Here is a 20,279-nt window from a genome sequence, read left to right on the forward strand (position 1 = left end):
CTGTCATGATAGGATGATTATTCAGTAGACTCTAGACACGAATAAAACTATCGCCATAAAAAAACGGTCTAAACAGACCGTTTTTTTTGTGCCTGATTTATAAAATGAATAAAAATAAAGCCTTACCCTTATCTACTCAAGATATCAATGATCTGCAACGTGTCATTAATCACCGTCACAATGTTATTTTCTGGCGTACGAATACGAACATAGCGGTCGTCATAACGATCTAAAATGACTGACCGATCATAGATATCTCTATCGAGATTGCCGACTACTCTATAGCCGTATTTATCAAGATCACGCTTAAATGAAGCATTAGGGCTAGCATTGCGATAAGCATTGATACTCGGATAGGCATTGCCCCTATGGTTATTACCGACATAAACGGATTTGTTTTTGGCATTTCCATGACCATTGCCATTGTGCCCATGATGGTCTTTTGCCATAGCAGGCAAACAAGTCAACGAGGCGGCCGTAATACCAGCAATGGTTAATAACTTAAAATTAGCAGTGTTCATGGTGTTATCCTTAGGATATTCGGTTATGAAAGATTAGCTAAATACCAGAGTCTATCGAACATTCATTAAATCGATATCCTATGAATTTTAGACTCTCTTTAACGTTACTTTTTAATGAAAATTAGCTTATGTTAATTATAAAGTGGCTACGTAATGAATGCGTTGCTGGCTTGTATGCTTTTGAACGACGGTTTTATTAGATAAAAACACGCCTTAAGCGGCATTTTTTGTGATCAAAACCCGTGAAACCTTCTCTGATAAAACCCTCAGCACATGCCTTAATGCACCCTATGACGAATACGCTTTAATTTTTTATTGCGATAAGTTACATTACTGTCATAATATGACCATAATGATCGATGGAACGATTACTTTATTGTTAGCCTGCTATCTTGGCATCAACATAGCATTGACTCGGCTAATCTGCACTTTCCAATATCATTCTTAAGAACCAACGTTAACGAAAACGAGCGTAAGCCTTACAACAATTAGGCTGAGTAAGTAATAACGTGCGCTTGGTTTTGAGACGGATATAACCTATGAGTTAACCTGATAATGACTATTGCTTCTACCTTACGCTTGAGCCTATACGGTGCTGCTATCAGCGCCACCCTTGGATTAATTGGCTGTTCAAATACCACAGACACCGCTGCCACGACTGATGAAAATACAGCTGCCGATACTGACAAGCCTGCCAAAACATTGGCCATCACGCAAATCGTCGAACATCCTTCATTAGATGAGATGCGTCGCGGCATTATTGATGAGCTGGCTGATAAAGGCTATGTTGAAGGTCAAAACCTCACCGTCAATTTCCAAAGCGCCCAAGGCAACACAGCGACAGCGGGTCAGATTGCAAAACAGTTTGCCGGTGACAACCCAGATGCTATCGTCGCAATCTCGACGCCATCTGCGCAGTCTGTTGTCGCATCAACTAAGATGGTTCCTGTTATTTATACCGCCATCTCAGACCCGGTAGCAGCAAAGCTTATCGATGAAAATGACGTGCCTATCCAGTCCAATGTGACAGGTTTGTCTAGCGAGTTACCGATCGAGCCACAGTTAGACAATATTCAAAAAATTGTGCCCAATGCCAAGACGATTGGTTACGTCTATAGCCCAGGTGAGGTCAACTCGGTTGTGGTGCTCAATCAACTTAAGAAAGCCGCACCCGCACGTGGCCTAAAAATACTAGACGTCACCGCCAATCGCCCCACTGACGTTGCCATGGCGACTCGTAGCCTTGCAGGACGCGCCGATGTTATTTATACCTCGTTAGACAATAACGTGGTATCAGCATTTGAAGCGATGGCTGGTGCCGCAAACGAGCTTGATATTCCAATCATCGCCTCAGATGAGTTTAGTGTCAGACGCGGTGCCACTGCTGCACTTGGTGTCAACGATTATGACTTTGGTCGTACCACAGGCAAAATGGTTTATCGGGTGTTAAGTGGCGAGGCGGTAAACACGATTAAGCCTGAAGTGATGAATACCCTCACCTTATACGCAAGCCCAAAACACGCGGCTGAACAAGGGGTGAGCTTGTCAGATGACCTGTTAAAAAATGCCATCAATGTCGACAAACAAGCACAGAGTGCGGATAAATAGCTCTAACAAGTAGTACTGACAAACAGTACTAACACAAAATATTTGGCCATCTATATGGCGCGCTTTACCTTTTATCCATCTATTAAATAATGTACGGACACATTATTGTTTTCAGGAGTGAGACCCATGTTGTATCAAAATCTTTTTGGTCGTTTCAATTTTAGTAAGGCGCTATTGTTAGGCGGCGTTTGTACCGCCCTCTTGACAGGTTGTAACCAGTCAGCACAAGATGCGAGTACCACGGACAGTGCAACTGGCGATGCCGCAACTGATATGAAGACCGTTGCCATCACCGCTATCGTTGAACATCCAGCGCTTGATGATGTACGCAAAGGTGTCATCGATGAGTTAAATGAGGCCGGCTTTAAAGATGGTGAAAACTTAACGGTTAACTTCCAAAGTGCACAGGGTAACACGGCCACTGCTGGCCAGATTGCCAAACAATTCGTTGCCGATGCACCCGATGTTATCGTCGCTATTGCAACCCCATCGGCCCAGTCTGTCGCCGCTTCTACTAGCAGTATTCCGTTGGTATTCTCAGCCGTCACTGATCCAGTCGCAGCCAAGCTAGTACCTAAACTAGATGGTTCTGGTACCAATGTGACGGGGGCATCAGACGCACTACCCTATGAGCCACAAATCGAATTGATGCGTCAAATCATTCCAGATTTAAAGAACGTCGGTTATGTCTATAGTCCAGGTGAAGTAAACTCAACCATCACTTTACAAAACCTCAAAGAGAAACTGACGCCACTAGGTATCAATGTGCATGAGGCACCTGCGCAGCGTAGTAATGATATCGCGATGGCAGCACGTAGCCTTGAAGGTAAAGTCGATATGATCTACACCTCGACCGATAACAACGTGGTTTCCGCTTATGAGTCGCTATATCAAATTGCTAAAGAAAGTAAGATTCCACTCATTGCCTCAGATACCAGCTCAGTTGAGCGTGGTGCAATTGCGGCATTGGGGGTAAACTACTACGATCTTGGCCGCGAAACTGGCAAAATCGTTGTGCGTATCTTAAACGGTGAAAAAGCAGGCGCTATCCCTGTCTATACCCCACAAAACCTCGATCTATATGTCAGCCCAACACACGCCAAAGAACAAGGCATTACTTTGTCACAAGCGGTTATCGATAAAGCAAAAGAAGTGGTAGAATAACGCACTTTTATAGTTGTCTTATCATAGCAGTCACCCGATAAACGACTGTTTTGACCAATTTATCATTATGCGTCATTTAGCTTTTCGCTATGAGCCCAAGTGTTTAACCTAAGAAACCCAGCTATGAATCAGTAGGCTGGGCTTCTTATTTAAGCGAGAGTTATTTACTACTTTACGGTGGCTCATTGCTGATAAGACACTGGTTAAGTATAAAGTATTGACGTATTTTAGATTGATAAATTTTTGAATCGAAGCTTTGAACCAAGGTGGCTTATGATCGTTGTTCATCGTGACATGTTTTGGTTTACCCTAACCGCAGATTGCTTAATCTGTTAAATTCACCGCTTAGCCGTTTAGCTAACATTGACTGACAAACCATAGGTAAAATAACGGAGGTATGTACCGCTCACTTACACTATGGATAGACAGTTATTTACTAAACGCTTGGTTATGACTTACTGATCTCTTATGTCCTTAATTGCTTTTTTTGGTGCGCTTGAAAGTGGTCTGATTTATGGCCTAGTCGCACTTGGTGTGCTGATCTCATTTCGCACGCTCGACTTTCCCGACTTAACCGCTGATGGTAGTTTCCCATTAGGCGGCGCAGTCGCTGGTATTTCTATCATTGCTGGTATCAACCCATGGTTGGCATGTGCCTTTGGTATGCTAGCAGGGGCAGTCGCCGGTATCGTTACTGCATGGCTACACGTCAAACTTGGTATTTTGCAACTCCTTGCCAGTATTTTGGTGATGGTAGCATTGTATTCTGTCAACTTACGCATCATGGGTGCGCCAAACTTGCCATTGCTGGGTGAAACAACGGTCTTTAGTACCTTGGTAACCGATGGCAACGGCTATTGGATGCGCTGTCTTATCATTGGTACGGTCGTGCTACTTGCCATGTTGTTTTTAGACTGGTTTTATAGTACCGAAACGGGCTTATCCATGCGTGCTACCGGCTCAAACTTAAGAATGGCACAGGCACAAGGTATCCATACCTCATGGATGACCATCGTCGGTATGGCTGTTTCGAACGGTTTGATTGCGCTAGCGGGTGCGCTGTTTGTCCAGACTCAAGGCGGCGCCGATATTTCAATCGGTATCGGTACGATTGTCATTGGTCTGGCAGCCGTCATCATCGGTGAGACCATCATTCCTGCCAAGCGAATTTGGCTGATTACCTTTGCCGTGGTCGTGGGTGCCGTGTTATACAAGCTATTCATTCAGGTGGCTCTGTCAAGCGATACGCTACGCAGTATTGGCTTTGGCCCGCAAGATTTGAACTTGATTACCGCCTTGCTAGTGGTATTAGCGTTGGTGTTACCCAAAGCCAAAAACGAGATTTTGAGCCGCAAATTACGATCTCAACGTTAACGAACAACAACGTCGTAAACAGCGACTGTGCTCACCAAGCTTGAGGCAAACATAAGGAATAGTTATTATGATGCAAGCCACAGATTTACGGTTGACCTTTAATCCTGGCACACCCATTGAAAACCCTGCCCTACGCGGTATCGATCTGAACATTGCGGATGGTGAGTTTGTGACTGTAATCGGTACCAATGGTGCTGGTAAGTCGACTTTTTTAAATGCGGTCAGTGGTACCACGCGTGTCGACAGTGGCTCAATCTTGTTAAATGGTATTGATGTCACCAAAAAAAGTGCCCATCAGCGTGCTCATTGGGTGGCGCGTGTGTTCCAAGATCCAATGGCTGGCACGTGTGAGGCGCTCACTATCGAAGAAAACATGGCTCTGGCCTATAAACGCGGCAGCAAGCGTGGTTTAAGCTTTGCCCTAAACCAGAGTAACCGTGACTTATTTCGAGAAAAGTTGTCCGTCCTAAAGTTAGGACTAGAAAATCGTCTGACTGACCGTATGGGGTTATTATCCGGTGGACAGCGTCAAGCGGTTAGTTTGCTGATGGCATCATTGCAACCCTCCAAGATTTTATTGCTTGATGAACACACTGCGGCACTTGACCCTAAAACAGCCGCTTTTGTTTTAGAGTTAACCGATAAGATTGTCACGGACAATGGGCTTACCACCATGATGGTCACACACTCGATGCAGCAGGCTTTGGCACATGGCACGCGTACCGTTATGCTACATCAAGGCCAAGTCGTACTAGACGTGGCTGGTGAAGCTCGTCGCGGCATGACCGTGCATGATTTGCTCGACATGTTTGAACAAACTCGCGGTGAAAAAGTTGAAGATGACAGCTTGATTTTGAGCTAGCTCATATAAACTCACTGCCTTAAAATGAAAACAGAGAGTGCAAAACGCCTGTCTAATAACAGGCGTTTTTTATTGTCAGGCAAAATGGTTAAGCATCAATTTTTTACTAACTGTTAAGACTCAAGCATAACTAATTTTTGAATCAACTCACTGACATGCTGTGATTGCATTTTTTTCATGACTTGTGAGCGATGCACTTCTACCGTGCGAACTGATATATCTAAATGATCAGCTATATTCTTATTCAGATTACCCCCTAACAATTCATTGGCTACCAGCTTTTCTTTATCAGTCAGCTGCATGTATAGATGGCGAATCTCGTAACGCTTAGCACGTTTAATAGTTAGCTGTTGAGCATATGCTATGGCCTCTTGTAAGCGGCTGCTCTTGATAGGCTTCTCTAGATAATCGGCTGCCCCTTGTTTAAGCATATTGACTGCATCAGCAATCTCGCCATTACCGGTTAACGCAATGAGCGCCATAGGGCTACCGCACTTGTCAAGATTTGCTTGTAAGGATTGACCACTCATCTCAGGCATCATCAAGTCACTGACAATCACTGCGGGTCTATGAATATCTACTTGCTGCAAGAACACCGTGGCACTCGACCATACTCGAGTCGGCATTCCCAAACTACTAATTAGAAAGTCACACGAGGTACGAACGCTTTCTTCATCATCGATGATATGAATTATTAACTGCTCAGGGAGTATTTCCGGTACTTTATTAGATACGTTGTCAGAATGTGTGCTTGCTACTTGATCAGAGGTCATACACTACCTTATTGGCTATATCAGTTGGATCTCAAAAAGCAAGGTGCCTCATTTCAGATACTTGTGACTCATGCCACTATCAGCATCTCTATCCGTTACAGGTAAAGGCAAATAAAAAGATACTTGTGCACCTATGAAGTTTAAAGGCTGGTGGGCAGTACTGGTCTGCGTCAGTTGGATTTTACCATTTAGGATACGTTTGAAACGCTGCAGATGTTTGCCATCTATCGCATGAATTTTATCAAGTTCATCACCTACGTTCACATTATTCAGCTGCATCACACCGCCAAGCGACTTGCATAATCGCTGACATATCATTAGTCCCAACCCTAGTCCATCTGCTTTCGTTGATTGGGTAGCGTACTGACTGGGCAGGATTTCTGGTAGGTGCCGCGCCTTAAGCTGGGCTTGGTCAAAGCCGCCAGCATCATCGCTTAGATGCAATACCAACCATTGCTTATCATTATACTCCTCTGCCTGACAGCGTAGCAGGACATTGGTCGCCCCTTGCTGCGCGGCATTAGTTACGCTATTTATCAGTAACTGATCTAGCAATAAATTTGGCAAAGTTAAGTGCTGATAATCACTTGCTAGCCAAAAGTGAATACCTACTGCTTGCTCACCCAATAGCAAGATACATTGTTGGTACGTTGCTGCGATATCGACTTTGACTTCATTGGCTTGCGACTGGCCCGCCCAGCTTCGGATATTAGCTACTACAGCGGCGACTCGCTCGGTCTCATTAACGATTTGCTGCAATGCATTGTCTGTCAGTGCATTATCATTTGGCACTATATCATCAGCCTTTTTAGGCGAGTTTGCTTGCTGACTACGTATCAACAGCCCTTGCGCATAATTCTGTATAGTCGCTAGTGGCTGATTAATCTCATGGGCGATTGAGCCACTCATTTCGCCGATGACAGCAAAGCGCTCTGTTTGACGCAACTGCTGTTCATAACCTCGGATCAGACTATTTTGTTTCAGTATCTTTTGACGCTGCCGCCATGCCAGCCAGCTCATCCAGCCATAATTAATCGCCGATATCACGATAATAAAAATGATCATACCCATCCACAATCGATGCGACTTTATCCAATCTACGATGTGTGCTCCAAGCGGCTTTTGCGCTGGATGCTGATTCATCTCATATAGTATGCGTTCAGCATCAGTACTAGACTCTGGTGGTAGCCAGCGTTGCCTTAAACTGTTTTTATCATTGACTGGTCGTACTACACCAGAAATACTCTGATTGATTTGCCGTATTAAATTGGCAGGTGCTTGCTCTGTCGCTGCTAACGTCCAATTTGGATATATTCCCGTTGAAGACTGACAACTTGATACTGTCGCGACTGGATGAATCAACCGGTACTGCCTTTCATTAATTTTACCCTGCCGCGCCATCTCTTCCATTAAACAAAGCGGCGCGATTGCAGCGTCTACTTTTCCGCTAGCCAAGGTATGCAAAGTATTCTCAATCGGATAACCGACAAACTGTACTCGATAACGATTGGGTGCTAGGCCGTTTTTCTGTAATAAATGCGCTCCTAATAAATAACCACCAAATGCATCGGCATCAACCGCAGCAACACTACGTTGCTGTAAATCTTGCAGCCGATAAATATCGCTGTCAGCGGCAACCCATAGTGCACTAGCGACTTCTTCCATCGCACTAGGCTGTTTTAGTGATACACGCTCATTTAATTTATTAAATTCATTGGCGAGAATGACAGTGGTAGAAAGCTGATTCTCATATTTGCGCGCATCAAAACTTTGAGCATTGTCATTCGCGGGAGCAATTAAGTCCGATTGGGCAGTATCTGCTTGGAGGGTAGCCAACCAGCGCCATCTCGTGGTATTCATTTTTATAAACTGTACTTGAGGACCAAGCACCAAAGCAAACTGTTGGGCACCAATTTGCTGTTGCCAATTTTCCAGCGCTAAGGGTACCAATATCACGGTGTCATCTGACAACTGATTATTGAGCTCATCGAGCCATGGCTGCCAGCGATTTTGCGCGGCAGTCTCACCTTGAGGTGCCAACACACCTAAATAGTAAGTTTGTGCGTTTGCCTTGGACAAGATTGACCAAGCAAGAAGCGCTGCAAAAATAACGCGAAAAGCGTTTAAGGTCACCAAGCTTTTAAGCCTTCTATGCATAAATTTCGCTTTCCGTTTGTCCGCCCAAACTTGCATTATAAATGAAAACCTTATTTATAATGTGGTTTTCCACAATATCACAATGTTACCCGCTACCCTATACTAGATGACAGTCGTGTAACTTTTAATTCGCGAAGCTTAAATCACAAATATTTGTTTTTCATCTGGATGACTAACACTCCTCATGAAATATGGGTGATGGATTATAAGCTTGGTAAAAATATCTTATGGAGGGCGGGCTTATGAAAAAATGGCCACTGATTATAATAGTAACAGCCATTATCGGGCTGGCCGTTGCCTTTATTATTGGGCAATTACTGCCAAATATACGTACTAGCAGTAGCGATATCGAGGTCAATATCACTGATCCTGCTCTCATCAAACAGGGTGAATATATCGCACGCACCGCTGATTGTGTCGCTTGTCATACCACGCTCAATGGCGAGACTTATGCAGGCGGCCTGCCTATGCTAACGCCGCTTGGGGCAATTTATTCAACCAATATCACGCCAGACAAAGAAACCGGCATCGGCAACTATAGTTTCGACGACTTTAAAAACGCCGTTAAACATGGGGTACGCCGTGATAATAAAACCTTGTACCCTGCTATGCCGTACCCATCTTACCAGCTCATGCCAGACGAAGACTTAGCCGCTATGTACGCCTTCTTTATGTCCGATGTCAAAGCCGTCAAGCAAACCAATCTAAAAAGTGAGCTACCTCCCATAGCAAACTGGCGCTGGCCCTTGGCATACTGGCAGGTCTTATTTGATCGCAAGCGTGACTTTGTTCCTGAGACAGACGACGCCCTATTGACTCGTGGTCAATACTTAATCGAAGGTCCCGGGCACTGCGGCTCTTGTCACACTGGGCGCGGTATCGGTTTCCAAGAAACGGCTCTAAGTAATGCAGATTCTAACAAATATTTGAGCGGTGCCATCATCGATGGCTGGCGTGCCAAAAGCATACGCGGTGAGCATCGCGGACTTGGTACTTGGACAGTTGCAGAACTAAATGATTTCTTTAAGACCGGACGTACTGATACCACTGCTGCTTTTGGCGCCATGGCTGAAGTAGTTGAGCATAGCACCCAATATATGACGGACTACGATATCAACGCCATGTCATCCTATCTAAAAACGTTAACACCAGCGCCAAACAAGGAAGCCACACTGCCTACGAAAAAAGACATCACCACGCAAAAACTACTAGATGGCGACTATGATTCGCGCGGTTCAATTTTGTACGCCGAATATTGCCAAGTTTGTCACCGTGTCGATGGTAAAGGGGTCGCGCGTATTTTCCCAGCGCTTGATGGTAATAGTGCAGTCTATTCTAAAAACGCTGATTCGGTACTACAGATTACCTTGAGCGGAGGTCGTATGCCTGAAACCCCACATGACCGTATGGCATTTACTATGCCTGAATTCAGCAATCTTAGCGATGCAGATGTGGCAGAAGTGGTAAATTACGTCCGTAATAGCTGGACCAACCAAGCGCCCAAAATCGATGTCAATGACGTGGTAAAAATGCGGGCTTTCCTCGCTAAAAAACCAAAAACCAGTACGGATATCGCCCCAGACTTAAGTATTGATGCGCAAACAAAAGGAGCAAAATAATGAAAAAACCTCCACTCAACTTGCATACTATTGCCAGCGTTATCTCTCAAAAAATCAAGATGAGCAACCTAACCACCGCTATCCTTACTGCTTCAGCGGTTAGTGTCGCTGCTATCAGTAGTGGTTGCTCACAGCCCGAGCCTGTCGAGCAAAATACACCTGAGTACGGATTAGTCACCGCAGATGATGCCAACGAAGATATCGGCACTTATGTGCTGCCGCAAGACACGGCTATCTTGGATGAGCCAAACGCTGATGAGATATTTTATGGTAAACGCTTATTAAATGAAACCAAGCGCCTATTACCAGAGCACGTGGGCGCGCAAATGAATTGCAACAGCTGTCACATCTCGCAAGGTAAAGTTCCGCTTGGCGATCCATATATCAATAGCTATAACACCTATCCTCGTATCATGCCACGCTCTGGAAAAGAAGTCGATTTAGAAGCACGGATCAATGGTTGCTTTCAACGCTCAATGAATGGCAAGCCCTTAGATCGCCAGTCCCCTGAAATGCTGGCGATGATGGCCTATATGAAATGGTTGTCGCAAAACACGCCTAAGGAACAAAAGGTCGATATTCGTAACGCTGGCAAAGTTGATGACTCATTAATACCAGACCCTATGCGCGGTGAACAAATTTATAAGGTTCAATGCGCGACTTGCCATGGCGATAATGGCGAAGGCCTCAAAGACAGTCGCGGCGATATCGTCTTCCCGCCACTATGGGGCGATGAATCCTTTAATATCGGTGCGGGTATGGCACGTACTTATAAAGCGGCGGCTTTTGTAAAATACAATATGCCGATGGGTATCCAGACCAAAGGGTTGTGGGGTCACGGCAATGTACTGAGCGATCAAGATGCCGTCGATGTGGCGCATTTTTTTACTCACCAGCCGCGACCTGACTTTGCTGGTAAGGTCAATGACTGGCCAAATGGTAAAAAACCTAAAGACGCACGTTACTGATATATTAAAAAGATGATATTTATGAAAACCTCACTTAAGAAGACGTCATTCTACGCTCTCTTGTGAGTGAGTATTTACATGATAAACCTTCAAGAAAGCATGGCTTCTTGAAGGTTTTTTGTTATCTATAGTTAATGGTCGTATGAAGTTTTCACTGTCCATTATATAGTTATTGTCTACCAAAGCCTCGCTATCGTCACTTATCTACGAGATCTGTCATGCGCAAAATTCCTATTTATACCTACCCTGCCGCTGGTTGGCCTGCGCTGATCTCCTCCACGCGTAAGCTGATGGATTATCAAACCTTTTTACGAGGGGGTCTGAGTGTATTCAAAAGCAATCAGCCTCAGGGTGGATTTGACTGCCCAGGCTGCGCTTGGCCTGATCATAAATCACATAAAGCCATTGATGTCTGTGAAAACGGCATCAAGGTTATTGCCAGTGAGACCATGACCCGTAAAGCGGATGCCAAATTTTTTGCAAGACATAGCGTCACCGAGCTACAAGGCTGGTCAGGTTATGAGCTTGAGCACATTGGCCGCTTGTCAGAGCCACTATATTATGATGCCACGCAAGACCGCTATGTTCCCATCCCTTGGGTCAGCGCTTATCGTCTGATTGCTGAACAGTTAGGACAGCTTGACTCCCCAGATGAGGCGCTGTTTTATACCTCAGGACGTGTCACTAATGAGCCTGCCTTTATGTATCAGTTGTTTGTCCGCTACTTTGGTACCAACAATTTACCCGATTGCTCGAACATGTGTCACGAGCCAACCTCAGTAATGCTGGGTAGACAATTGGGTGTTGGTAAAGCGACGGTAACCTTAGAGGATTTTGGACAGGCCAAGCTCATATTGATGTTTGGACAAAATCCAGCCACCAATCATCCGCGTATGCTGGAAATGCTCGCCCATGCTCACAAGCAAGGATGTCGCATCCTCTCGATCAACCCAATGCGCGAACAAGGCCTCAGTAAATTTAGAAATCCACAAAAGCCCACGCACATGGCGGCAGGACAAAGCGCGGATGTGGTTGACGAGGTTATTCAAGTTCAAATCGGCGGCGATGCGGCACTATTGACGGGTATTGCCAAATGGTTGGTTGAAAATCATAAAATCAATACGAATTTTATTACGACGCACACCTCAGGTTTTGAGCCATTAAAACAGTGGCTAACCGAGCAATCATGGTCAGACATTGAGCTGGGTAGCGGCATTTCTCAAGCAGAAATCATAAGCCTTGCTAAGCTGGTTGCCGATAGCTCAGCAACGATTTGCACATGGGGCATGGGTATCACCCAGCACGTGCAAGGTGACGACAATGTGGGTATGATTGCCAACTTGTTACTACTGATGGGTATGATTGGGATTGATGGCGCAGGCGCATCTCCCGTTCGTGGACACTCTAATGTACAAGGCGATCGCACCATGGGTATCCATGAGCGCCCTGCGCAAAAACTGCTGGATAGCCTTGAACGTGTTTTTGAGCATCCTATGCCGCAAGTACACGGTTATGATGTGGTGACAGGAGCAAAAGCACTAATCACGGGCAAGCTAAAAGTCTTTATGGGTATGGGTGGTAATTATGCTGTGGCCGCGCCCGATACCAGCGCGATTCAACAAGCGTTAACCACGACTCAGCTTAATATTTTTGTGGGCACCAAGCTCAACGAGACGATGCTATACCCCGGTGCAAACAATCTTATCTTACCTTGCTTGGGTCGTACAGAGCGCATCATTACCGCTAAAGGCGAGCAGTTTGCGACCATCGAAGACTCTATGTGTCAGGTGGTACCCACTCAAGGCAACCTTAAGCCCGTTAGTGAGCATTTAAAATCTGAAGCGCAAATTGTGGCAGACATCGCAACCCATGTGTGTGGCTCTGACTCGTCCATCCCTTGGCAAAGGATGAGTGAGGATTTCGATGTCATTCGTGATTATATTGCTCAAGCGATTGACGGTTTTGAAGATTTCAACCAACGTATTCGTGCATCTGAACGCGGTTTTCATTTGTATCACCCTGCTCGCCATCGCGTATGGAATACCAGCAGTGGTAAAGCACAGTTCGCAGTACCCCAATATCCGATTACCTATGTCGCAGCACAAATGGCAGAGGCGACCTCCTCGTTTAGAACGGTGACAGATACTACGATCCCTATGAATAGCGCTCAAGACAATGAACAAAAGATTTGGCAGTTGACCAGCGTGCGTAGCCATGATCAATTTAATACCATGATCTTTGGGTTCAAAGATCGCTATCGCCATACCAATCGCCGTGACGTCTTGTTTATGCATCCTGATGAGATCAGCCGCCTAGGCTGGCAGACAGGTGATAGTGTGATGGTAACCCGACAACCTAATAAAAACAGTACGGATCAACCACGTGTCTTAGGGCCATTAGTATTGACTGAGATGGATATTGCGTCAAACGCCGTGGCCGCTTATTATCCTGAGTGTAATGATTTATTTAATTTAGACACCCATGCACCAGATTCGCACATACCAGCGTACAAATCAACGACAGTGGTTTTGCAACGGATGAGTGCAGAGGGAGGCACAACTGATCCTACCTAGTAAATGATAGACAATTGATTAAGTAATGCTCGTGTTGACAAGGAAAAAACCCAACCATATGACACACCATGATAATAGCGAAAGCCGATGTGAAAGAAGGTAAACAAGCGAGTGAGGAGCTCTTAGCACACAAGATATCGAATGCTACAGATAAATTTACGACGCCGCTTGTGCGCGCGCATTCATCGCAAAAACACTGTTATCCATCAGATAGATCTGATCACAGCGGTGCTGCTCAGGTTTGTGTTAATAACCAGCCAGCGAGTTTGGCGGTGGAAGCCGCTGTCGCCCTCGTAATCAACGGCATACACTATGCCGTATTGATGGCAAGTCCTAGCCAGCTTGAATACCTAGCGGTAGGGTTTTTGTTTAGTGAAGGCTTGATTCAGCATAGCCATGAGCTACTAGATTGGGAGGTTACTTCGCTGACTGACCCCTCAAGTTACCAACAGTTTACTCAAGGTTCAGATAATAAAGATGGGGGCGCGACCGAATTTGAGAAAATCGCGCAGCAGTTACAAGACTATGACGTTTATGTGGTGGAGCTGGTGCTAAACCAGCGCTGTCACCAACGTATTCAAGCACAGAAACGTCAGCTGGCAGGACGTACAGGTTGCGGTATGTGCGGTATCACGGGATTGACCCAAGCTCTACCCGACTTGAGTTGCTACTCACAAGGCAGCTTGCAAGACTGTCAAAATTCCACAACTGCCCTCCCCAAAAAGATCGTACCAAGCCTTGACTGTCTGTTAGATCTGCGACAACAAGTGGAAGCCGCCCAGCGTACCCACCAACTAACAGGCGCGTTGCATGCCGCTGCGACCATTGACAATCAGCGCTTACACCTATTTGAGGACGTAGGGCGTCATAACGCCTTAGATAAACTGATCGGCTGGCGACTGCGACACAAGACAGACGTGGACTGCGTCCTCATGACCTCACGCTTATCGATTGAACTGGTACAAAAATCTATTCGCGGTCGCATACCTTGGTTAATTGGTATGTCTGCACCCACCAGTACGGCAATACGTGTCGCTGAGCGCTATGGATTGGGCGTGGCTGGTTTCTTACGCAATGACAGAGTAACTTATTATTCAGGCTACTTAGATTTTTAAGGCGCAGCGCTAATTTTTATTCATACTCTCCCTCCTATGAGTTAAAACTTATCAATCAACTACCTCTGTCCAGAACTTATAATAGTTAAAGTCAGGAAAAATTTGAGGTTAAAGACATAATAGGTTACTCTTACCGCACGAAAATGTTACATACACTTAACAGATATGTAGTTTTATTTAGTAATACAGCATTCATGGCACTGATTACTCAGACTAGATTGCATTCGCTCTTAAAACTGCAGATTGTATATCAACTAAGAAAATAGAGTGAAAATCTCTCTCATGGTTTCTTGCACCGTTGATCATTCTGTCTAAATCTAGCTCAGGCCATGCAGTGTGGCTTGACGCTTTCCGTAATATGGCTATGGACGCTCATCTAACGAGCCTCTTATGACATTCAGCGACCCTTGAGCGTATGTCTCTAATAGCATTAGGGTACATTCATCAGTTAACGACCACTGAAATGTGCCCCTCTCATTTGTTGATATATTTTTTAGTAAATATCCCAAGTGACGACGTCACGACACTCAAATTCAATGCTTACTTGTCGTAACAGTTAAGTAATGTTGCTAGCTGTGCTTGTTATTTCTACTAGCAGCTCATTAGCTTGTCTCCATAAGCGGTATTACCTATCTAAACTTTTGGGATCCATTCAATCCCATTAATTTTAATTCATCAAAAACAATTGCGAGGTATGAATTTGAAAACTGAGTCATTGTTCCAATTTTCATCGTTGACCATTATTTTATTATTGTTGGCGTTTTATGGTGGTACTTATTTACTTTCTTTATTAATTAAAAAAGACAAAGAAACGACTTCTGGCTTTATGGTCGCAGGTCACGGTGTTGGCTTTGGTATGGGTGCCGCCAGCATGACCGCCACTTGGATTTGGGCAGCATCGTTTTATGCAGCAGCTACATCCGGCTACAAATACGGGGTGTCAGGTCCAATACATTACGGCTTTTGGGGGGCATTGATGATTTTGTTCATTTACCCTTTTGGCATGCGCTTTCGTGAATTGGCACCAGATGGCCACACTTTAGGTGAGCTCATCCACGCCCGACATGGTTCATCAAGCCAATTAATTTTAGCCATATCTAATATTATGGGCAGCTTAATTAGCTTGATGGTCAACTTCACCGCTGCTGGCGCACTGGTGTCTGTTTTATCACCATTATCGTTCCAAACAGGGGTGATGATCGCGGGTATTGGTGTGTTGAGCTACACGTTAACCTCAGGGTTTCGAGCCTCCGTCTTTACCGATTTTGCCCAGCTGGTCGCATTAATGGCAATTGGGATCATCATTATTCCAGCGGTACTGTTTGCTATGGGTGGTCCTGAAGTCATGGTCAGTGGACTGTCAAACCTGACTTTAGAACAGCAAAACTTCTTTTCTTCTGAAGCCTTTTTTCAGCAGGGAGCGCCCTACTTTGTCGCTGTATTGGCTTACGCAATCGGCAATCAAACCATTACCCAGCGCTTATTTGCCATTGATAAAACCAAGATTAAAGCCACGTTTGTCACCGCTACCGTTGGTTACGCAGGCATTGTTATTGGTCTTGGCATGATTGGACTAATGGCCTTGACCATTGGGATTGAACCACTCGATGGCAACATGAATAATTTGATTCCACAAATGGTTAGCACTTATCTACATCCTGTGTTTATCGCTCTGTTTTTTATTTTAGTGATTGGTTCGTTATCATCGACCGCTGACTCCGATTTATCAGCGCTATCGACAATTATGATGGCGGACGTGTACGGTAAGAATATCGCTAAAGGTCGCGTTAAACCAAAAACCATGATGCTAATCGGTCGTGGTACGATGATTATCGCCACTGCTGCTGGCCTGATTTTTGCCAGCTTTAAGCTTGATATCCTCGTCATGCTGGTTTTCGTTGGGGCATTATGGGGCGCCATTGTCTTTCCTGTCATTGCCAGTGTGTTTTGGAATCGTGTGACCAATACGGCCTTTACCTCAGCCGTAATCATTGGCCTACTCCTATTTTGTGTTGCCCGCTTTGAGTTGCTGCCGATTACTGGCTTCACTGCTCTGTTCTTTGAGATCTTGGCCAGTGTTGGGGCGGCGGTCGTTATTGGTTTGATGGTCTTTGGCTTCTTAGGTCGAAAGATTGGTATGATCGCAGCTGCTATTACACTGGTGCTGATGCTAGTCTTTGCCACTGGCTTCCTACGCCAATATATGGTCTTACTCGCCTCATTGACGGCTTACGGTGCCAGCACTATCGTCTGTGTGATTGTCAGCCTCATGGGTGATGAGCACTTCGACTTTGGCCTCATCAAACAGCGGGTGGGTAATTATGATAAAAAGACTAACGTAGCACCAACATCAGAAACTTAAATCAGGTCATCTCATGCAGAGAACGATTGAGCAATGCGAAATAACTAACGTTGGCTGCTAAGAGAGACTATAAGGAGAGATCATGGACAACGTTTTTATCTATGGCTTATATGTTTTAATTTGGCCAGCCATTACCCTTGGGGTACTGGTATTGATTTGCACCGCGACTTATCGCGACGTCAAAAAAGCCAAACGTAACAACAAAGACATCCTTTAAAATACTATTTTTTAGAATTATTTTTAGCTCCTTATCACTAGGCAACTGCTTAGTGATAAGGCCATAACGACTTTTAATCGCTTAAATCCCTACAAAGAACAGTTAAATGTAGTTAAGTAAGCAAATAACCTGTTTTTAGTTAAAAAATGACTTGTAATTTAATATATTTTTGCTAATATAGTCCACCTTGATTGGCTGGATGGCAGAGTGGTCATGCAGCGGACTGCAACTCCGTTAACGCCGGTTCGATTCCGACTCCAGCCTCCAATTATTTATTAACTTTACGTTAATTTTAGCTTGCATTATTAGTATAACCGCTTATAATAGCCAGCACTTATCTAGCAAGTAACATGTTTACTATATAGATAATACAAGTTTTGCCCGGGTGGTGAAATTGGTAGACACAAGGGATTTAAAATCCCTCGCTAGCAATAGCGTGCCGGTTCAAGTCCGGCTCCGGGTACCATTACATAGTCCTATACTATCTTATAGAACAGCTAAAGCCCCTGATATCAGGGGCTTTGTTGTATCTGGCGTTCTATACTGTCCTGCTCTATCTATCCCAATCCATGCATCTGATGTACACTACTATGTACACTGGTTTTTAAATGTACATTGGGGTATAAGTTATGGAGGCACGGGCAGAACGCAAACCTATCAGCTCCGACCGCAGCATCAGCAGTCATAAAGAAGATGATAAAGAATATCTGGTCTCTGTCAAAAACCATCCTATGCTTTATCTCATGGTCAGACCTAATGGCACTAAGTCTTGGGTTTATCGTTATCTGTCTCCTACTCATTCAAAAAACAAACGTATATCGCTTGGTGTGTATCCAAACGTATCGTTTTCACGTGCTTGTGAAATTTGGCGTGAATATGAAGAGTTGTTAAGCCGTAATATTGATCCCAAAGCACATCGTGAAGAATTAAAGAATAGTATTATTAGTAAAACTAAAAACTCTTTTAATCATTTTGCTTGGGAGTATTTTGAAGGACTGGAGCAGACTCAAAAAGGTAATACGTTGATTCGTAAGAAAGGCCGTTTAGAGCTTATATGCTCTTATATTGGTAATGAGCCTATTAGTGAGATTGGCTCACCTAGAATGCTCGAAGTGTTATTAGACATCCAAGCTAACTCCTTAAATAAAGCTGGCAAGCCCACAGATAAGGCTGAACGCTGTGCAGGTATCGCTAGTGACGTATTTGTCTATGCTGGAGCTCGTGGGTTCTGTAGCAGCAATCCTGCGGCGCTTATTAAGAGTCAATTAGCTAAGTCTAGTTATGGTCATCGTCCTGCCATCACTAAGCCTAAAGATTTGGCTCAGCTACTGCGAGCTATTGAAACCTTAGAATGTGATTTGAATACCATAAACTCCCTTAGGCTATTAGCAATGCTTTTCGTGCGTAATGGTGACTTGCGACGTATGAGATGGGACGAGCTTAACCTAGAGACTGGCAGATGGCAGCTGAAGCCTCTAAAAGGCCAAGGTAAGGTAAACATGGTCAAGGATATGGTTGTTCCCCTACCTCATCAAGCCGTGGCTATATTACGTGAACAGCAAAAGATTAATGGACATACCGAATATGTCTTTTTTAGCGAAACAGCAAAAAAATATCATATCATTTCAGACGCTACTGCTAATAATCAACTACACAATTTGGGCTATCAAAACATACATTGTGCCCATGGCTTTAGAGCGACAGCTAAGACACTCTTACAAGAGCAGTTAAAGTATCCGCTTGTGCTTGTAGAGATGGCATTGGGTCATACCACTAAAGATCCTAACGGCTCAGCTTACGGTCGATTTGAGTACATTGATGATCGTGCGGAAATGATGCAGAAATGGGCAAACTACTTAGATGCGCTCAGGGAAGGTCATGACACAGCTGAATTTAGAGCGAATGCTCAGTCACAAGCTGACTCTACTGCTCAGCTACAAGCATTGATTGCTGAGCTAGGAGAGGATAAAGTGCTTAAGATGCTTAAACGGTAAGGGCGAAGCTTGCCTAAAGTTTGAATACTAATAAACATTGAAAGCTATATTATTAACTAAAAAGCCTTTTTCTCTTTAAAATAAATAGTCGTACGAATTTAAGCGAGAACAGCAATTAATATTACATTGATAATGTAATATTAATTGCTGTTCTCGCTTGTATGCTCTGTACATTGGTATATTTTTTAACTTATAAAAATTATTGAATAATGTTTGTACTATCTCAAGTACCAATAAGGCAGGCTTTTGGGGTCTCTACCATATTTATTAGCACCGTCAGTTCCAGGAAACAGGAGCATAAACATTAATATAATAAGGAATGGAGGGAAAACCATACCCGCTATCAAAAGCCATCCTGGCTTATTTATATCATGTAATCGTCTAACCAAAATACTAAAACTTGATACTATACATAAGCAAAATATAACTAGCTTAATTAGTGTAATAGGCGAGGTATCAGACTCGAGTGCAAACTCAAGCGCACCTTCACCAGTCTTAAGTATTATAAAAATATTTATAACACTAAATATGTACAACCATGCATTAGTTGTTCTTGTTCTAAAATCGATAACTTGGGTGAATAGCGTTCTAAGATAAGATTGTACAATCTTAATAGCAATATCCTTTTTTCCTAGTAAAATTAGGATAATGAATGTCCCTATGAGGAGAATATTAATCATATACTTATCTTTACCTTGTAAGAAATAACTTGTTATTGACGATTTAGATATTAAAAAAACAGACAGCTTAATGAGCTTATCAAGTGAACTATCGATACTGCTAATTTTTTGAATACATTAACAATGTAGTAATATTAATTAACAGTTTTATAATAAGCAACATTAATTTTGAAAAAATTTAACTAATGTTTATTTTCATACAATGCAATAGAGAAAGGTGTTTTTGACAAAACCTTGGAGCCTTTCCCAAACTTTGTGTAACTGCTTATAATCCACTAACTGGAGAATAAGC

The 20,279-nt window shown here is 43.9% G+C and carries 15 protein-coding genes and 2 tRNA genes; 13 read left to right on the forward strand and 4 right to left on the reverse strand.

The window, feature by feature from the left end; genetic code table 11:
* Positions 1-128 precede the first annotated feature (128 nt).
* Positions 129-521, reverse strand: coding sequence for a hypothetical protein (locus JFC06_RS04695; RefSeq protein WP_198334141.1), 393 nt, complete (start codon positions 519-521; stop codon positions 129-131).
* 555 nt (positions 522-1,076) lie between these two features.
* Between JFC06_RS04695 and JFC06_RS04700 the strand changes: the two genes are divergently transcribed.
* The 4 genes from JFC06_RS04700 to JFC06_RS04715 all read left to right on the forward strand — a co-directional run bounded on the left by JFC06_RS04700 (position 1,077) and on the right by JFC06_RS04715 (position 5,529).
* On the forward strand, positions 1,077-2,129 hold the full coding sequence (locus JFC06_RS04700) for an ABC transporter substrate-binding protein (protein ID WP_198334142.1): 1,053 nt from the start codon (positions 1,077-1,079) through the stop codon (positions 2,127-2,129).
* A gap of 126 nt (positions 2,130-2,255) precedes the next feature.
* A complete protein-coding gene (locus JFC06_RS04705) occupies positions 2,256-3,293 on the forward strand; it encodes an ABC transporter substrate-binding protein (protein ID WP_193006652.1) in 1,038 nt (345 codons plus the stop codon).
* Between the two features lie 468 nt (positions 3,294-3,761).
* A complete protein-coding gene (locus JFC06_RS04710) occupies positions 3,762-4,667 on the forward strand; it encodes an ABC transporter permease (RefSeq protein ID WP_193006651.1) in 906 nt (301 codons plus the stop codon).
* Positions 4,668-4,734: 67 nt separating this feature from the next.
* Positions 4,735-5,529 (forward strand): ABC transporter ATP-binding protein, encoded by a 795-nt coding sequence (locus tag JFC06_RS04715; RefSeq protein ID WP_193006650.1) that lies wholly within the window; start codon positions 4,735-4,737, stop codon positions 5,527-5,529.
* A 113-nt stretch (positions 5,530-5,642) separates the two neighbouring features.
* Here the strand turns inward: JFC06_RS04715 and JFC06_RS04720 are convergent, their stop codons facing one another.
* Positions 5,643-6,302 (reverse strand): response regulator transcription factor, encoded by a 660-nt coding sequence (locus JFC06_RS04720; protein WP_198334143.1) that lies wholly within the window; start codon positions 6,300-6,302, stop codon positions 5,643-5,645.
* A 48-nt stretch (positions 6,303-6,350) separates the two neighbouring features.
* Positions 6,351-8,435: a PhnD/SsuA/transferrin family substrate-binding protein gene (locus JFC06_RS04725; RefSeq protein WP_227670138.1), complete on the reverse strand. Its 2,085-nt coding sequence runs from the start codon at positions 8,433-8,435 to the stop codon at positions 6,351-6,353.
* 266 nt (positions 8,436-8,701) lie between these two features.
* Between JFC06_RS04725 and JFC06_RS04730 the strand changes: the two genes are divergently transcribed.
* The 9 genes from JFC06_RS04730 to JFC06_RS04765 all read left to right on the forward strand — a co-directional run bounded on the left by JFC06_RS04730 (position 8,702) and on the right by JFC06_RS04765 (position 19,307).
* Positions 8,702-10,078, forward strand: a complete 1,377-nt coding sequence (locus JFC06_RS04730; RefSeq protein ID WP_227670117.1) for a cytochrome c — start codon at positions 8,702-8,704, stop codon at positions 10,076-10,078.
* Positions 10,078-11,046 (forward strand): c-type cytochrome, encoded by a 969-nt coding sequence (locus JFC06_RS04735; protein WP_265088174.1) that lies wholly within the window; start codon positions 10,078-10,080, stop codon positions 11,044-11,046. Before JFC06_RS04730 ends, JFC06_RS04735 begins: the two co-directional genes overlap by 1 nt.
* Positions 11,047-11,264: 218 nt before the next feature.
* On the forward strand, positions 11,265-13,619 hold the full coding sequence (locus JFC06_RS04740) for an FdhF/YdeP family oxidoreductase (RefSeq protein WP_198334146.1): 2,355 nt from the start codon (positions 11,265-11,267) through the stop codon (positions 13,617-13,619).
* 68 nt (positions 13,620-13,687) lie between these two features.
* Positions 13,688-14,734, forward strand: a complete 1,047-nt coding sequence (locus JFC06_RS04745) for a formate dehydrogenase accessory sulfurtransferase FdhD (protein ID WP_198334147.1) — start codon at positions 13,688-13,690, stop codon at positions 14,732-14,734.
* A gap of 715 nt (positions 14,735-15,449) precedes the next feature.
* Positions 15,450-17,096, forward strand: a complete 1,647-nt coding sequence (locus JFC06_RS04750) for a sodium:solute symporter family protein (protein WP_226949558.1) — start codon at positions 15,450-15,452, stop codon at positions 17,094-17,096.
* A gap of 82 nt (positions 17,097-17,178) precedes the next feature.
* Entirely contained in the window at positions 17,179-17,313 is a 135-nt protein-coding gene (locus JFC06_RS12265) for a putative transporter small subunit (RefSeq protein WP_226949554.1), read from the forward strand.
* Between the two features lie 193 nt (positions 17,314-17,506).
* Positions 17,507-17,580, forward strand: a tRNA-Cys gene (locus tag JFC06_RS04755).
* 112 nt (positions 17,581-17,692) lie between these two features.
* Positions 17,693-17,779 (forward strand) — tRNA-Leu (locus JFC06_RS04760).
* Between the two features lie 163 nt (positions 17,780-17,942).
* Positions 17,943-19,307 carry a tyrosine-type recombinase/integrase gene (locus JFC06_RS04765; protein ID WP_198334149.1) on the forward strand — a complete coding sequence of 455 codons (1,365 nt, stop codon included), beginning with the start codon at positions 17,943-17,945 and terminating at the stop codon, positions 19,305-19,307.
* Positions 19,308-19,525: 218 nt separating this feature from the next.
* Here JFC06_RS04765 and JFC06_RS12450 read toward each other — a convergent pair whose 3' ends face one another.
* Complete coding sequence (locus tag JFC06_RS12450; protein WP_198334150.1) at positions 19,526-19,987, reverse strand: DUF805 domain-containing protein; 462 nt, start codon at positions 19,985-19,987, stop codon at positions 19,526-19,528.
* Between the last annotated feature and the right edge of the window lie 292 nt (positions 19,988-20,279).

The sequence above is a fragment of the Psychrobacter namhaensis genome (assembly GCF_016107545.1).
Taxonomy (GTDB): domain Bacteria; phylum Pseudomonadota; class Gammaproteobacteria; order Pseudomonadales; family Moraxellaceae; genus Psychrobacter; species Psychrobacter namhaensis.

What these genes read in the sequence shown, in the direction of transcription:
- JFC06_RS04695 (WP_198334141.1), bottom strand. Translation starts at nt 521, where the DNA reads ATGAACACTGCTAATTTTAAGTTATTAACCATTGCTGGTATTACGGCC.
- JFC06_RS04700 (WP_198334142.1), top strand. Translation starts at nt 1,077, where the DNA reads ATGACTATTGCTTCTACCTTACGCTTGAGCCTATACGGTGCTGCTATC.
- JFC06_RS04705 (WP_193006652.1), top strand. Translation starts at nt 2,256, where the DNA reads ATGTTGTATCAAAATCTTTTTGGTCGTTTCAATTTTAGTAAGGCGCTA.
- JFC06_RS04710 (WP_193006651.1), top strand. Translation starts at nt 3,762, where the DNA reads ATGTCCTTAATTGCTTTTTTTGGTGCGCTTGAAAGTGGTCTGATTTAT.
- JFC06_RS04715 (WP_193006650.1), top strand. Translation starts at nt 4,735, where the DNA reads ATGATGCAAGCCACAGATTTACGGTTGACCTTTAATCCTGGCACACCC.
- JFC06_RS04720 (WP_198334143.1), bottom strand. Translation starts at nt 6,302, where the DNA reads ATGACCTCTGATCAAGTAGCAAGCACACATTCTGACAACGTATCTAAT.
- JFC06_RS04730 (WP_227670117.1), top strand. Translation starts at nt 8,702, where the DNA reads ATGAAAAAATGGCCACTGATTATAATAGTAACAGCCATTATCGGGCTG.
- JFC06_RS04735 (WP_265088174.1), top strand. Translation starts at nt 10,078, where the DNA reads ATGAAAAAACCTCCACTCAACTTGCATACTATTGCCAGCGTTATCTCT.
- JFC06_RS04740 (WP_198334146.1), top strand. Translation starts at nt 11,265, where the DNA reads ATGCGCAAAATTCCTATTTATACCTACCCTGCCGCTGGTTGGCCTGCG.
- JFC06_RS04745 (WP_198334147.1), top strand. Translation starts at nt 13,688, where the DNA reads ATGATAATAGCGAAAGCCGATGTGAAAGAAGGTAAACAAGCGAGTGAG.
- JFC06_RS12265 (WP_226949554.1), top strand. Translation starts at nt 17,179, where the DNA reads ATGGACAACGTTTTTATCTATGGCTTATATGTTTTAATTTGGCCAGCC.
- JFC06_RS04765 (WP_198334149.1), top strand. Translation starts at nt 17,943, where the DNA reads ATGGAGGCACGGGCAGAACGCAAACCTATCAGCTCCGACCGCAGCATC.
- JFC06_RS12450 (WP_198334150.1), bottom strand. Translation starts at nt 19,987, where the DNA reads ATGATTAATATTCTCCTCATAGGGACATTCATTATCCTAATTTTACTA.